This window comes from Ruminococcus flavefaciens, assembly GCF_900143025.1.
GTDB classification, from domain to species: Bacteria; Bacillota; Clostridia; order Oscillospirales; family Ruminococcaceae; genus Ruminococcus; species Ruminococcus flavefaciens_I.
Map to the genome: position 1 here is coordinate 87,068 of NZ_FRCT01000006.1, position 15,170 is coordinate 102,237.

Annotated in this window: 10 protein-coding genes; 5 read left to right on the top strand and 5 right to left on the bottom strand. The window is 44.0% G+C overall.

The genetic code is table 11. The features are described from left to right. Positions 1-67: 67 nt before the first annotated feature. Genes coaBC through BUB28_RS08070 form a run of 3 tightly spaced genes read right to left on the bottom strand, consistent with a single transcriptional unit; the run spans position 68 to position 2,828 of the window. Positions 68-1,264, bottom strand: a complete 1,197-nt coding sequence (gene coaBC / locus BUB28_RS08060; protein WP_072950474.1) for a bifunctional phosphopantothenoylcysteine decarboxylase/phosphopantothenate--cysteine ligase CoaBC — start codon at positions 1,262-1,264, stop codon at positions 68-70. A gap of 12 nt (positions 1,265-1,276) precedes the next feature. Further along, entirely contained in the window at positions 1,277-2,257 is a 981-nt protein-coding gene (locus BUB28_RS08065; RefSeq protein WP_072950475.1) for a 2-hydroxyacid dehydrogenase, read from the bottom strand. Between the two features lie 52 nt (positions 2,258-2,309). Continuing rightward, complete coding sequence (locus tag BUB28_RS08070) at positions 2,310-2,828, bottom strand: cysteine hydrolase family protein (RefSeq protein ID WP_072950476.1); 519 nt, start codon at positions 2,826-2,828, stop codon at positions 2,310-2,312. 434 nt (positions 2,829-3,262) lie between these two features. Between BUB28_RS08070 and BUB28_RS08075 the strand changes: the two genes are divergently transcribed. From BUB28_RS08075 to BUB28_RS08095, 5 genes are read left to right on the top strand one after another with little or no spacing between them, the layout of a single operon-like run. Next, entirely contained in the window at positions 3,263-4,024 is a 762-nt protein-coding gene (locus BUB28_RS08075) for an ABC transporter ATP-binding protein (RefSeq protein ID WP_072950477.1), read from the top strand. 5 nt (positions 4,025-4,029) lie between these two features. Next, a complete protein-coding gene (locus BUB28_RS08080; protein ID WP_072950478.1) occupies positions 4,030-6,540 on the top strand; it encodes an ABC transporter permease in 2,511 nt (836 codons plus the stop codon). Positions 6,541-6,551: 11 nt separating this feature from the next. Continuing rightward, positions 6,552-8,474, top strand: a complete 1,923-nt coding sequence (locus BUB28_RS08085; RefSeq protein WP_072950479.1) for a serine hydrolase domain-containing protein — start codon at positions 6,552-6,554, stop codon at positions 8,472-8,474. 14 nt (positions 8,475-8,488) lie between these two features. Beyond that, the gene (locus BUB28_RS08090; RefSeq protein ID WP_072950480.1) at positions 8,489-9,238 is read left to right on the top strand and encodes a response regulator transcription factor; all 750 of its coding nucleotides are present in this window, start codon (positions 8,489-8,491) and stop codon (positions 9,236-9,238) included. Further along, entirely contained in the window at positions 9,235-10,509 is a 1,275-nt protein-coding gene (locus tag BUB28_RS08095) for a HAMP domain-containing sensor histidine kinase (protein WP_072950481.1), read from the top strand. The genes BUB28_RS08090 and BUB28_RS08095 overlap by 4 nt, the downstream gene beginning before the upstream one ends. 417 nt (positions 10,510-10,926) lie before the next feature. Here BUB28_RS08095 and BUB28_RS08100 read toward each other — a convergent pair whose 3' ends face one another. Together BUB28_RS08100 and BUB28_RS08105 are read right to left on the bottom strand one after the other, a co-directional pair. Beyond that, positions 10,927-12,432, bottom strand: coding sequence for a dockerin type I repeat-containing protein (locus BUB28_RS08100; protein WP_072950482.1), 1,506 nt, complete (start codon positions 12,430-12,432; stop codon positions 10,927-10,929). A 23-nt stretch (positions 12,433-12,455) separates the two neighbouring features. After that, entirely contained in the window at positions 12,456-14,939 is a 2,484-nt protein-coding gene (locus BUB28_RS08105; RefSeq protein ID WP_072950483.1) for a glycoside hydrolase family 11 protein, read from the bottom strand. Positions 14,940-15,170: the final 231 nt, after the last annotated feature.

The following is a 15,170-nucleotide window of genomic DNA, read 5'->3' on the forward strand; positions in this document are numbered from 1 at the left end:
TTTTTCTGAATATGAAAGGAGCTGTTCCCGTGCAAAAATAAAAGGGACGAAATAGCGTCCCTTTGGATTATTTTTCTGATATTGCTTTAAGCTTTGTAAGTATCACATTTGCGGCGTCGAATTTGCTCATAAGCTCAAGCTCCTCATCGCCGTCCTTGGTTATCATAGTGATTATATTTGTATCCGTGCCAAAGCCTGCGCCTGCACTTCTTATTGAATTAGCGCATATCATGTCGCAGTTCTTTTTGGTGAGCTTCTTTCGTGAGTTCTCGATAACGTTGTCTGTCTCCATTGAGAAGCCGCAGACCACCTGTCCATCACGGCGGTTCTCGCCGATATATTTAAGGATATCGGTCGTGCGCTTCAGCGGTATGCTCATATCTCCGTCGGACTTCTTTATCTTGCTGTTGGCAGTAGTTACAGGAGTATAATCCGCAACAGCAGCAGCCTTTATGATGATATCGGTCTCGTCAAGACGCTCCTTTACGGCATTGAACATATCCTCAGCAGATTTTACGGGAACTGTATTTACGAACATAGGCGGCTCAACATCGGTATGTGCAGCTATTACCGTAACATCTGCACCGCGGAGCATTGCAGCTCTTGCAAGAGCAAAGCCCATTTTTCCGCTTGAATGATTGGTGATAAATCTTACGGGGTCGATGCTCTCACGGGTAGCGCCTGCGGTAACGAGTATCTTCTTGCCTGCAAGGTCTTTCTCGAAAGCAGCCTCGCGGACGATATATTCGAGCAATGTCTCCTCATCGGGAAGCTTTCCGTCGCCGATATCGCGGTTAGCAAGCATACCTCTTACAGGCTCGACTATCTCATAGCCGAACTTCTTCAGCTTTTCGATATTGTCCTGAACTATGGGGTTATGGAACATATTATGGTTCATTGCAGGAGCAATTATCTTCTTGCAGGTACACGCCATAACAGTAGTTGTGAGCATATCGTCGGCAATGCCGTTTGCTATCTTGCCGATAACGTTTGCAGAAGCAGGAGCTATCATTACAACATCGGCTTTCTTAGCGATAGAAACGTGTTCAACGCTGTATTCAAAATTGCGGTCGAAGGTATCTATCAGGCACTTGTGCTGAGTAAGAGTCTCGAATGTGAGAGGGTGAACGAAATTAAGAGAATTAGGAGTCATTGCAACATGAACGTCTGCGCCTAATTTAGTGAGCATACGTGCAAGGTTGCATATCTTGTATACGGCAATAGAGCCTGTAACTCCGAGTAAAACAGTTTTTCCTTTAAGCATGGCAAAGCTTCCTTATATATGAAGTTCGTTAGCGCACTCCTCGCCCTTATGGCAGGCGATAAGGTTGCTGACGGTAGTTTCAGCGATATTGCTGAGGGCTTCCTCTGTGAGGAATGCCTGATGTGAGGTAACGATGACATTAGGCATGGAGATAAGTCTTGCAAGGGTATCATCAGCGATGATATGACCCGAGAAGTCCTGGAAGAAGACGTTCTTTTCCTCCTCGTATACATCGAGGCAGGCTGCGCCTATCTTACGTGCCTTTATGCCTTCAAGGAGAGCCTCTGCATCAATGAGCGCACCTCTTGAGGTATTTACGATGACTACGCCCTTTTTCAGTTTTTCTACCGATTTTTCATCTATCATGTGATAGGTCTCATCAGTGAGCGGACAGTGGAAAGAGATGATATCACTGCGGCTGAAAAGCTCGTCAAGCTCAACGTATTCGATATCGCTGTCCTTTGCAGGGAACTTATCATAAGCGATGACGTTCATGCCGAATCCGCGGCAGATATTGATGAAGATGCGTCCTATCTTACCTGTACCTACAACGCCTACGGTCTTGCCGTGAAGGTCAAAGCCTGTAAGTACGTTGAGGGAGAAGTTATGGTCTCTTGTACGGATAAACGCCTTGTGTACGCGGCGTATAGAAGTGAGCAGGAGAGCCATTGCGTGCTCTGCGACTGCGTAAGGTGAATAGGCAGGAACGCTCACTACTCTCAGCTTGCCCTTTGCGTACTGTACATCGACGTTGTTATAGCCTGCGCAGCGGAGCGCAAGTATCTTTACTCCGAGAGCCTCAAGCTTGTCGATAACAGCAGAGTTCACGGTATCGTTTACGAATACGCATACAGCCTCACAGCCCTTTGCAAGGGCAACGGTGTCCTCGTTCAGCTTGGTCTCGTAAAACTTGAATTTAATTCCGTTTTCCTTGCCGAATTTCTCGAAAGAGGGAGTATCATAGGGCTTAGTATCAAAAAAAGCCACCTTCATTGTATTCACCTTCCTGTATCATATTGCCGCGGCACAGCCGTCGGATATATTATTACACTATCTTTGCAAATATACCTGCAAGCGAAGCGATATATGTTTTCTGGACCGTATCCGCAGGGATAGTCTCGCCGTTTATGGTCAGATCCATAGTTGCGCAGGCATTTGCCACGAGAGTTACATCATAGCCGTGATCCATAGCAGCGCGGACAGTTGTGTCAACACACATATGTGTCATCATTCCGCATACTATGAGCTTTTCAACGCCGAGACTGCGCAGGCAGTCGTTGAGCTCTGTGCCGAGGAAGCTGTTAGGGCAGTATTTTACTATAACAGTATCTGTTGGCAGAGGCTTGACTCTGTCTGATATCTCACAGCCGTATGTCCCCTCAACAAAAAAGTCGTCATCAAGCTGATTGATATGCTTTATATATATAACGTGGCGTCCAAGCTCGCGGCTTTCCTTTATAAGGTCGATTATGTGCTCCTCAGCCTCGCGGGCGTTATGAAGCTCACAGGCACCGCCTTCAAAGTAGTCGTTTTGTACATCTATGATGAGTAAAGCTTCTTTCATAATTCATATCTCCTCATATAATATTTTTAATTTTAGTATATCACATCGCGTTAGCTATGTCAATCAGTTTACCCGTTGTCATAATAACGAAAAATCCCGTATTTTAAGTCGAAAAAATGTAAGGGGGCATAGCATCGGCAGTAATAAGACTACAAATAGTATAATACAAAACGTATAATACAAATGGTACGATAATGACATAGGGCATTGCAGGTAATGTTCTTTCGGAAAACGTCATGTTGAAAAAACAACGCTGCTATGGTATAATTGATATTGTGTTAAGCTTTGCGAGAGGGCTTATAATAAACAAATAAGAATTTGATAAGAAATTAATAGTAGTATGATAAAGAAGTTTTTCGGCAAATGCGGTATACTATGATCACGGAATAAATGCGGTACGCAATCGGCGTATCTGAGGAAAAGGAGTATTTTTTATGAGTACTGCTGTATTACATACAGAAAAGCTGTGCAAGACCTTCTCGAGCGGAGGTTTTCAGCAGCACGTTATCAAAAATCTTGATGTTGAGATCCGCGAAAAGGATTTCACTGTGATCATGGGTTCATCGGGTTCAGGCAAATCCACTCTCTTATATGCGCTTTCGGGAATGGACAAGCCATCGTTGGGAAAGGTATTTTTCGGTGATAAGGATATATCGGGGCTTTCCAATGACGAGCTTGCGGTGTTCCGCCGTAAGAACTGCGGCTTTGTTTTCCAGAGCATATACCTTTTAGAGAATATGACAGTGTTCGACAATGTTATGACAGGAGCACTGGTGGTACAGAAAAATTCTGCGGAGCTTGTAAAGAAAGTCGAACAGCTTCTTGAAAAGGTGGGCATTAAAAAGGAGTGCTGGAAGAAGTATCCGAACCAGCTTTCGGGCGGCGAATGTCAGCGTGTGGGCATAGTTCGTGCGGTAATAAACGAGCCGAAGATACTCTTTGCGGACGAGCCTACAGGAAGTCTTAATTCCGCTTCAAGCACTGATGTGCTGGATATCTTCACAGAACTTCACAGCAAGGGTCAGAGCATAGTTATGGTAACACATGACATAAAGACTGCTCTCCGCGGAAACAGGGTGTTATTCCTGTCTGACGGCAAAGTAGTGGGCGAATATGAGATGCCGAAATATGGTACAGATGATATTAAGAAGCGTCGTGACGGATTGCAGGATTTCCTTGACAGAATGGGATGGTGACGGCAATGAACAAGATCGTCAGACTCTCATGGGCAAATATCAAAAAGCATAAGCTTGAAACAATTGCCCTTGTTATACTTATAGCGATGTGTATGCTCCTTATAAGCTCGTCACTTGAGGGAATAAACGGCGTAAAGACGATATTCCCCAATATGATGAAGAATACAGAGAGCTTTGAGAACTATTTGCTTTTAGAAGAACGCGCATACGATAAGGAATACGAAAATATCCTCAGCTCAGATGAGCGTGTGGAGAAAACCGCGACATCGGAGCTTTTGTACAGCATTAGCACAAACTACCTTGATGAAAAAGGCAAGGAGCAGGCTTTGTACATGGGCTTCATTACAAAGGATAATGAAGAAAAGCTGGAACATTCGGATATAGAGACTACACTGAGCGATGCAGAGATAGCAGAGCTCCGGCATCCTATATATATGCCTTTTGCCGCAAAGGAAAGCCTGAACTATAAGGTAGGAGATAATTTCGAGATGGTATTCGGTACGAAGAAATACTCGTTTACCATTGCAGGCTTTTATGATACGGTAATACTTGATTCAACAGGCGAGGGACTCAAAAACATCGTTTCAGATGAGGATTATCATGTGCTTGAAAGCGTGCTTTCAAAGTATGTTGTTCTTGCATATAATGATCATCATGGCAAGACAGGATTAAAGTTCCTTGATGAAAAGCTGGACGAGTTTGAGAATTATTCAAATCTTGATGTCAAGAGCGGCATAAGGGGCTGGGTCTATGAAAGCATAAAGGAAACTGTAGGATCTACAGATTATCTGCTTAAAATAATGATAGCTATGGCTGCTATCATAATAGTGTCCGTTATTATAATGATACGCTTCAGGATAGCGGGAGATATCAGGGATCAGGTAGTAAATATAGGTGTTCTTGAGGCTTTGGGCTATACATCTAAAAATATCACCTTCTCATACGTTCTGGAGTATCTTATTATCGCGGCTGTAGGAATCATCATCGGTACAGGCGGCTGCTTCCTCATGACACCTTTATTTTTCAGAATATGCGAGATAATGTCGGGACACCGTATGTACGGAAGCATATACATAATGCCCATAATCCTGACAGCAGCGGGAATTCTCCTCTTTATTGCTATAATAGCCTATATAAGAGCGAATACGGTAAAGAAATATCCCCCTGTGGTCGCATTCCGCAAGGGCATGGGAGATCATTGCTTCGGCAAGGAGCGTTTACCTCTGAGAGATACTAAGAGCAGTGTTCATCTTCGCCTTGCAATGAAGGGCTTTCTGAAGAATTTCAGACAGAATATCGGACTTACTGTATGTATCACCATATCGGCTTTTGCTATAGTATTCAGCTTTATCATGTTCAATTTCTTCAGCGGCGGCATGAATGCTATTGATGTGAGTGCGGGCATGGAGATGAGCGACCTGCGTATTGAGCTTATGAATCCCACAGACGCAAAGGAGTTCGCAGCGGAGCTCGAACAGATGCCCGAGGTAAGAAAGGCTACTCCTACATCGGGACTAAATACAATGATAAATCTTACTGATTGTAATGAGCTTATGTTCCCCATGGCGTTCAGCGACTTCAAGGTAACAGAAAACATATTCACGCTGGACGGACGTTTCCCCGAGCATGACAATGAGATAATGATAACAAATATGTGTTCGAGGTCGGAAAAGATATACGTGGGCGACAGTGTAACGCTGGAATACCTTAACGTTAAAAGAAAGTACATCGTAACAGGTATAGTTACCTGTCTTACAAACGGCGGTATAAACCTTTATATTACCGAGGAAGGCATGAAGAGACTCATTCCTTCATACTCACCCGATACTATCGAGTTGTACCTGAAAGACGGTATTGATGCAGAAGAATTCAGATATGAACTTACTCAGAAATACGGCAGGAGCATTTCGGATATTTCAGACGATGACAATGCAGAGGGTACATATGAGGAAAGGATAAAGGCAGAGGCTGAAAGACAGATAGCTGATATGATGGCAAACTATGGCGTATCTCATGTTGAATATGCTATACAGTCGGGGGATAAGGTCATTTCAGGAAACAGCAGCGGATTTTTGATAAAATCGATAATGAACATAGGCGATATAATGGATACTCAGCTTTCGGGACTTGCTACGGCTATTGAGATCATGACTACATTGTTTATGGTGCTGTCCGCAGTTGTCGTAATGATAATACTCTTTATGCTTATGGAATCAAGCATAAGAAGGCAGCGTAAGGAACTGGGAATAATGAAGGGTATGGGGTATACCTCAAAGGAGCTTATGTTCCAGCTGGCATTCAGGATAATGCCTGCGGCACTGTTCTCGGTAATTTTCGGAACTATTATCGGCGTTGCAGCGATCAGTTTAATAACAGGCTTTATCGGAAATATCTCCATAAATATACCTGCTGTCATCGTAATGGACATTGTTCTTCTTCTTTTCTGCTTTGGCTGTGCTTATTTCGGAGCAAGAAAGATAAAGAAGATATCGGTTTACGAGCTTATGACCGAATAAGGAGGATAAATATGAAAAAATGCAGAATAGCTGCACTTGCGGCTGCGGTGATAGTTGCCGCAGCTGCGGCAGCAGTACCTGTAAATGCTGAACATGATATAGTTGAGAATAAATCCCATGACACGCACGAGACATTTTCGTGTATAGGCTCTGTAAGCAAAATTTTTGCTACAACTGCTGTTTTGCAGCTTGCAGAACAGGGCAAGGTGGATATAGACAAGCCCGTTGCAGATTATCTTCCCGATTTCAGAATGGCTGACCCGAGATATAAGGATATAACAGTCCGTATGCTTATGAACCATAGCTCGGGACTTATGGGAACTACCGCAGGAGATTTCATGCTCTTTGATGACAGGGACGAAGCTCCCCATGATACTATGCTTAAAGAGCTGAGCACACAGAGACTTAAAGCAGATCCGGGGGATTTCGGAGCTTACTGCAATGACGGTTTTGAGCTTCTGGAGCTTATTACTGAGCAGGTAAGCGGTATGTCTTTTACGGATTATATCGAAAAGAATATCTGCTCTCCGCTTGGTATGCAGCAGACGGGTACAGCGTGGAACGCCTTCCGTACAGACGAACAGGTAAAGACTTTCCACAGCGGAAATGTGACTATAGCCGCCGATTACTGCATGGATATCGGTTCGGGCGGAATAATGTCGACCGCATCGGAGCTTTGTAAATTCGGAAGTGCATTTTTCAAAGGGGACAATAGTCTGCTTTCGGATATATCAAAGCAGGAAATGAACAAGACAGAGGCAGCGGACAAATATGAGGACGGCTTTGGACTCGGCTGGGATCAGGTGGACTATGACGATTACAAGGCAGTGGGAGTAAAGCTGGTAAGCAAGGGCGGAGATATAATCAATCAGCACGCAGGACTTTTAGTTGCTCCCGATGAAAAGATAAGCGTAGCTGTGCTGTCCTCGGGCGGAAACAGTATGTGCAACGAGCTTATGGGAATGGCTCTTATGGATATTGCCCTTGCGGAGAAAGGCATAAAGGTAGAGCATAAAACTCCCGAGGAAAAGACTCTGGTCGATACAGTTCCCGAGAAGTATCTTGCATATGAGGATATTTATATAACAAGCGAAGCTGTTTACACTGTTTCTTTCCCTGACAGGAAATACATGGAGATAAGCTGCATAAGCAGTGATAAAAAGGAAAAGAAGCAGTATATGTATACCTCCGATGATGATTTCGTGCTCATGGACGGAAATGTCCCGGAAGGAAAGGCTGTGCAGGCTAAGGAGCAGTCTGTTCTCACCTTCAGGAGCCGCAATGGCATGGATTATATCTGTGCTGACAATTATATTGAAGTCGGCAGAAAGAACAAGCTGTCAATGTCCTCCTACAATATGCAGAGGGCAAAGGCAAATCCTGTCAGCGATGATGTGCAGTCGGCATGGGATAAGAGAAGCGGCAAGAAATATTATCTCTACAGCGGAAAATATTCCAATACATACTATTCTGAAATGCCGTCTGTAAAGATAAAGACAATGCCCGAGGCAAAGGGCTATACCTCGTCGGGAATGATAGTTGACAGCAATAATACCCGTTCAGCACTGGTCATGCCGGGGGGAAGAGATATACAGGACATAACCGTGAAGCAGGAAAACGGATATGAGATCCTTGATATAACGAACTGCGCTCTGGAGTTTATTTCGGAAGACGCCATACCTCAGCTTGAAAGCAGTATGACAGAGGTAAAGCTCAGCACAAAAAAGGCTTCGTGGTTCAGTATCGGCAGTGCCGAGAACAAGACGCTGATACTGGATATGCCCGAAAATGCGGCAGTATATGTCTACGATCAGTATGACCGCATGACCTATTCAAGCTATATGACCGATTACGGTAATTCAGTTCCTTTACCTGCAAACGGAAAGATAGTTTTCCTCGGTGAGGACGGCGGAGTTATAAATATCACACAGTAAAAAGGAGTAATATTATGAAATATCAGTGCCTTATGATCGACGATGATGTTACTATCGCAGAAACTACTGCGGAGTACTTCAATATTTTTGATATCAGCACAGCATATGTTACAAGCTATGATGAAGCGGTCAAATTCCTTGAGGAAAATCAGGTGTCGCTTCTTCTGCTTGATATCAACCTTGGGGAAAGATCGGGATTTGAGCTTTGCAAGCAGATCAGGGCACAGTATGATATGCCTATACTTTTCATAAGCGCGAGAACAAGCGACGATGATGTGCTGACGGCGCTTAACATAGGCGGCGACGACTACATAAAAAAGCCTTATACCCTGAATATACTCCTTGCCAAGGTAAAGGCGATACTTAAAAGATATGAAAGATCAGCGGAGGCAGCTATGGCTGTCTCCGCAAAAGCCGTTTCCGGGGGCAGTTTTATGCAGTGCAGGGAATTGTTCATCACACAAGGTATCGTGCTTGATACGGGCAAGCATAAGCTGATAAAAAACGGGGAAGATGTAAGCCTGAAGGCTATGGAGTATAAAATGCTTGCATATCTTCTCGAAAACCGCGGACGGGTAGTTACAAAGGACGAGTTTCTGAAAAATGTCTGGGGAGATGAGTTCATAGGCGAGGGCACACTTGCGGTACATATTCGTCATCTCAGAGAGAAGATAGAAAATGACCCGAATTCTCCCGATATCATCAAGACAGTATGGGGCGTGGGATATATTATCGAGGACGGAGAGGCAGGACAGGAAGTATGAAGTTTTATACAAGGCTCCTGCTGTCTGTTACTGCTATAATCGTATGCGGAATAATTCTGTTTATAAGCATTACCTTTTCATACAGGGGCAATAGTACAAATGTACTGCGCGTAAATGATATTACACAGACCGTAAAGGAACAGTGGGACAATATCGAATATTTTGACTACAGAAAATTCAGCGATGAAATGATAATTTTCAACAGCGATGAGTTCATTGTATATTCAAGGGCGGGAAATGTGCTGAAAAATGTGAATTCTGTGGAAGAGGCGGTAAATAAGGGCTGTCTTTGCCTTTCGGTCTCTGACGGCAGCCGCCTTATGGGTACGGTCATCATACCCGACCCCGATAAAATGAAGTACGATATGGCCAAGCAGAAGCTTATTGCGGCAGCCCTGATAATGGCTCTGCTGTTTATTCTCGCAGGAGCAATGTACGGCAGCTATGTTCACAGGAATATCATAGAGCCGTTCAAGAAAATGGAGAGATTTGCTGTGAATGTCGCCATGGGAAGTCTGGACGAGCCTGTAATGCTGGAAAGAAATAATATGTTCGGTGCGTTTACGGAAAGCTTCGATATCATGCGTGAGGAGCTTAAACGCTCTCGGCAGATAGAAAACGAGCTTAAACAGAAGGAAAAGGAAATGATAGCTTCTCTGAGCCATGACCTGAAAACACCTATTACAGGGATAAAGCTCCTTTGCGAACTGCTTTCGGTAAAGGTAAAGGACGAGTATGTGCTTGATAAGGTGAGCAATATTCACCAGAAGTCTGAGCAGATAAATATTCTTGTAAGCGACCTTCTTTCTTCGGCACTGGATGATCTTGGCGAAATGAGTGTAAGCTGCTGCGATGAGCAGTCGGATATACTTCACGAGCTCGTTGCAGAGCATGACAGCCGCGGTCTTGTAAGGGAAGGCGAGATACCTCCGTGTCTCATACAGGTGGACAGACCGAGACTTTCACAGGTCATCGGCAATATCATAAGCAATTCGTATAAGTATGCAGGTACGGCTATAGATGTAAGCTACAAAACAAATGACGGCTGCCTTGAAATGTCAATAAGAGATCACGGCAAGGGCGTTCCTGCCGATGAGATAGACCTTATCACAAACAAATTCTACCGTGGAAAGAGTAATTCATCAGGCAAGGACGGCAGCGGTCTTGGACTTTATATCGCAAGAGAGCTTATGGATAAAATGAACGGCGAGCTTATCTGCTCCTGTCCCAGTGACGGATTTTGCGCTACTCTTATTATACCACTTTCGTAATGATAATGCCCCGTAGCGTAACCGTGATACTAATATAGAAGTTTTGTGCCTTATATTGAGGGAAACCCTTTTGAAAAAGGGTTCCTCTGACAGAGGCGGTCCCCTCAGTCACTGCGTGACATCTCCCCACACTGTGGGGAGTCACCCTCAAACTCCCTTCCTAAAACTTCTGGTTTTATTTTTTCTCAGATAGGGCACACCCTGCATTACTTGCGGGGCTTTTTTATTTTCGGTGTGCCCTATCTGAGAAAAAATCAGCTAAAAAGTCTTTGGAAAGGGTTTCGGGGAAGAACCTTTCCTCAGAAAGGTTTTCCCCGATAAAAAGTATAAACTGCTATATGAGTACCGCGGATATTGCTTTGGGGCATTTTGTGGATATGTATTATCTAACATTTCCCTAACGGCTAAAGGCTAAAACTAAGCCTGTGGGAATGTCTTTATTTTTCCGAGGACAAAGGACTGGAGAAGAACTAAGTCGGCAACGTCAAAGTTTCCGTTCTTGTTCAGGTCCATTTGCGCAGTTGCCTCAGCGTTTTCGTTATCAAGCTTTGATATGATAGCGTATCTTGCGGAAACTATGTCCATTGAGTCTACCTGTCTGTCGTTGTTGAAGTCGCCTGCAATGACCTCAGGGATAACATTCTCAAATAATTTGATATCGTTCTTTGTTACATCGACCTTGCCGAGGGCTCCGCAGTTATGGAAGGAAAGCTCTACGGAGATCACCTTGTTTTCGGCAGGGATATCAGCTATCCTGCTTATATGTTCATAAACATCAATGCTGTTTTCATAGGACTTGGCATCGGCTGTGTCCTTGCGTACTGCAAGGTAGCAGGTCTCGTCATATGACTGGAATTCGCCGTAGAAGTGGTAATTTCCTTTATACAGGTCATACTTGTGACCGTTTGCGGTATAAGAATTTACAAGGTCATATGACTTGAACTCATAATGATTTCCGATGCCCAATGATTGCTCGTAGCTCTTGAAGAATTCTTCGATATCCATGCCCGAGATCTTCTCGGCTATCCTGTAATTGATACGTTTATCCGAGCTCGATTCAGTAGTGATGGTGTAGACCATTCCGTATTTTCCCTCTAAGCTGTCATTTATCTTATAGTCAATGGATATGTCGTTCTTTGCATTGAGATCATATATAGCTGACCTTGTGAGATTCAGCTCGGCGTAGGAGTCAACATAATTCTGTATATTAAGAATTCTGTTATCCTTTGAGGTTATGGAAAATCCGCCATTTGGACGGGCTATCATTTCGTTTCCGTATGCAGCGTTATACTCGGGAGTATAGAAGTCGTAACCGTCCATGAGGATATAGCCCGTGAGCCTTTTTGATATATCGGAATATACGTCATACTCGGCTGTTTTGTCGCTGAGCTTCAGTGCGCTCACATCACAGCTGCATTTGTATTCGTTTTCATCGAATTTTACATTTGTCATTTTGCCCGAAACAAAGCCGAAATGCTGTGCGCCCTCTATTAGCTCGTAAAGAGGGAAGATGCTGTTTTCGTCAGTGTCTGTACCCTCTGGGCAGACACGATAGACAGTATAATTATTGTCAAGCTCTGAAAGCTGATTGGAGTAGTTCTGTAAAGCCTTCTGTCTGACGAAGTGGTATTTTTCACCCGATATCTCAATAGTTCCGGCGTAGTTTCTTAATATATCCTTCGTTATGTCGCTTTCGGCAACGTTTTTGAATTCAAGAGTGCTGTCAGGGGAAGAAAATGATATTTTAGCATATGTAAAGCCGTCGGCAGCCTCTAATGTATTGCCGTATTCAAAAACATCGTTGTTGAGCTTGTCCACAAGGTCTGAGATAAGTGAAGCTGAGCTGCATACAGCTGTCGATGATACGTATGAAAACGTCATAAGCGATGCGCTGAGTACAGCTAATGTTTTTTTTATGTTCATAAGAAGATCCCCCTTTATTTTATTTACTTGGCGATAGCCTTTCTCATAAGACACAGATCAAAGGTATCCCATGTGCCGTCGCCGTTGAGATCGTATTCTGCGTCGGCAGGGATATCAGATGACTTTCCGAGTATGAAATCCTGGAAAATGCGGACATCTTCTGCGGTATATTCCTTACTCTCTGCCGAAACAGCCTTTATATCGACGTAGTTGATAACAGCCTCGCCTTTTGTATCATGTGCGTACAGTGTGAATTCGGCATTCATTATTCCGCCCGGATCATAGCCGAGAGTCTTTATCTTGCTGAGGATATCGGTTATAATAAAGCTGTTTTCGTAGCGTTCACAGCCCTCTGCGGTATCGTCAGCCTTAACGGGAGCTATCTCCTCGTCGCGTACAGCAAAGAATGTAGCGTAATTGTTCTTTGGATCGGTGACAAGCTTTACATTGTACTTCACTCCGCCTGAAACGATAGAACCGATATCCTCGGGGTTTTTTATGTCGTCTCCGCAGTAGCTGAAGAAGGAAGTCAGCTTTTCGCCTACTTTATCAGCGACTATTATGCGGCTCTGTATGAATGAAGTGACATCGGGATCGGAGTTGGCATATAGATAATTATTGTTGAAGCACTCTATAGTACCGCCTAAAAGCCACTGAGATCTCTTGCTCAGGTTTGTCTGTTTGCCAAGGTCGATGCTGTAGCTTATCTGCAATGGCTCCTTTCCTTCATATACACGAGAGCCTGTGAAGTCAATTACGCTAAATGTATCGAATACCTTTCTTACGGCGAAGGAAATTATGCCGTAGTGGTCTGGGCTGTCTATATAGCCTTCGGTTATCGGTGAATCCCATACACACTTCAGGGGCTTATCGGTGTAGCCCTTCATGCTTGCCTCATAGCCGCCTGCATAGTATATCTTATCGCCTACAGCCTGCTGAGAGCGGCCTGAGTAGTGTGAATCGTTGTTTACATCTACCCGCTTTGCATCGTAGACTTGCAGGGGCTTATCGGGGATAGTTACTTCATTGCTCACAAGCTTGGCGGTACCCTTTGCACTGCCGCCGTGTACGTAGGCGCAGAGCGATTCGGGCTTTCCGTTTACATATTCCTCAGCAGGTATACAATCAAGGAACGGTGCAAGCTCATGGTCGACGGTAATAGTACCGTTTGCAGCGTTTGACTTTGCATTGCGGTTAACGAAATAGTATTTGCTCTTCTTAACACCCTTGCCTGTGCCTATATAGCTGTTTCCGGTGTAATATATATCGTAGGTCTCGCCGTCGATGGTCTTGACATCAATAAACGGCGACTCCTGCGGTACAGACCAGTTTTTCAGTGCATCAATGATGTATATTTCCGTTTCGTTATAGCTATCCGCAGTTTCGGGATTTTCTATCATTGCGTGTGAGGCAATAAAGTATATGCCGTCAATATCAAGCTCCATTTTGAATTTTATCTTTGACTCCATAAGATTTTTGGAGTCGGCATCATTGCCAAACAGCTTTCCGCACTCATATACAGGGGCGCACCACGGGTTGTCATGTGTGTCCCACTCTGCCTTGAACTGCGAAGGCTCGGTGATAGTAAGCTTGCCGTTGCCTCTGTCATTTGCAAGGTAATAGTAGCCGCCTCTTTCGCAGGTGAAGTAATTGCTGAGACAGGTCTCATTGCTCTCATCTGTATCGGGAGCAAGCTCGGGCATATTCTCGATAAAAATGTTATTTACCGCTATGTCGGCACTGCCCTTTGAATACGAGCTTTCAACAAAGAATGTAATATCGGTTATTTTGCCGATATTCTGATCTGCAAGAGTAAGTGCGTCCAGCTTGTCGGACACCTTTACAGTTTTGAAATCATCGTTATCATTGTTTACCGCTAATGTCTCATTTCTGCGGCAGATGTAGGAAGTACCCTTCTTATTTTCTGATGTGCATGAATATATGGTATAGTCAACGTCCTTGCTTACCATGCCTTCAGTTCCTGAAATACCTACCGGACCAATGTTATCGCCGTAGGTATCATTTGCTTTGAGCGCGGTGAGCTTTTTATACTTAGCCGCGTCATCAGTGAGCGCAGAGCCGTTTGCAGAAGCGTCGCTTTCAAGGATAGTGAAGGTGTCGCCGTTTGCGTTGTGAAGGCGTATGCCGAATCTCACAAAGCCCTTTTCCTTATCGTAAAAGCTTTCATTTTCTATCCTTCTCCAGTAATTGACCGAGATTTTTCCGAGCGACTTGTAATCAACAGCCTCAGCAAATCTCAGTCCTTTTGAAGCTGTGAAAAAGTTCTTGTTATCCCAGCTGCAAGTGAAAGAACCGCCTGTCTGAAAGTCAAGTACAGGCTTGCTGCCGCTGTCATTATTTGCGTACTCATAGCAGTAACCGTTTTCGATGCCTCTGCAATCATGGTCGATGATCATGCCAGAATTTGCTGCAAGAGCAGAGACGCAGGCGGTACACATAACTGTCGCACACATAGTTGACAAAATGCCTTTAATGCGTCTGTTCATAAATATTCCTCCTAAAACATAACACGGAACAACAATAATATTGCATAAATTGTACAATATTTTTGCAGGAATGTCAAGCGAAATATTGCGATTTATTGCCAATCCTATCCATTTGTGCTGATATTTGATTTCGGACGGAGTTTTATTCATAAATTATTGACATATTCGGGCATTTGTGCTATTATAAAATCAGATTTTTCGATATTCTATTTTGATAATATCAATGCAGAT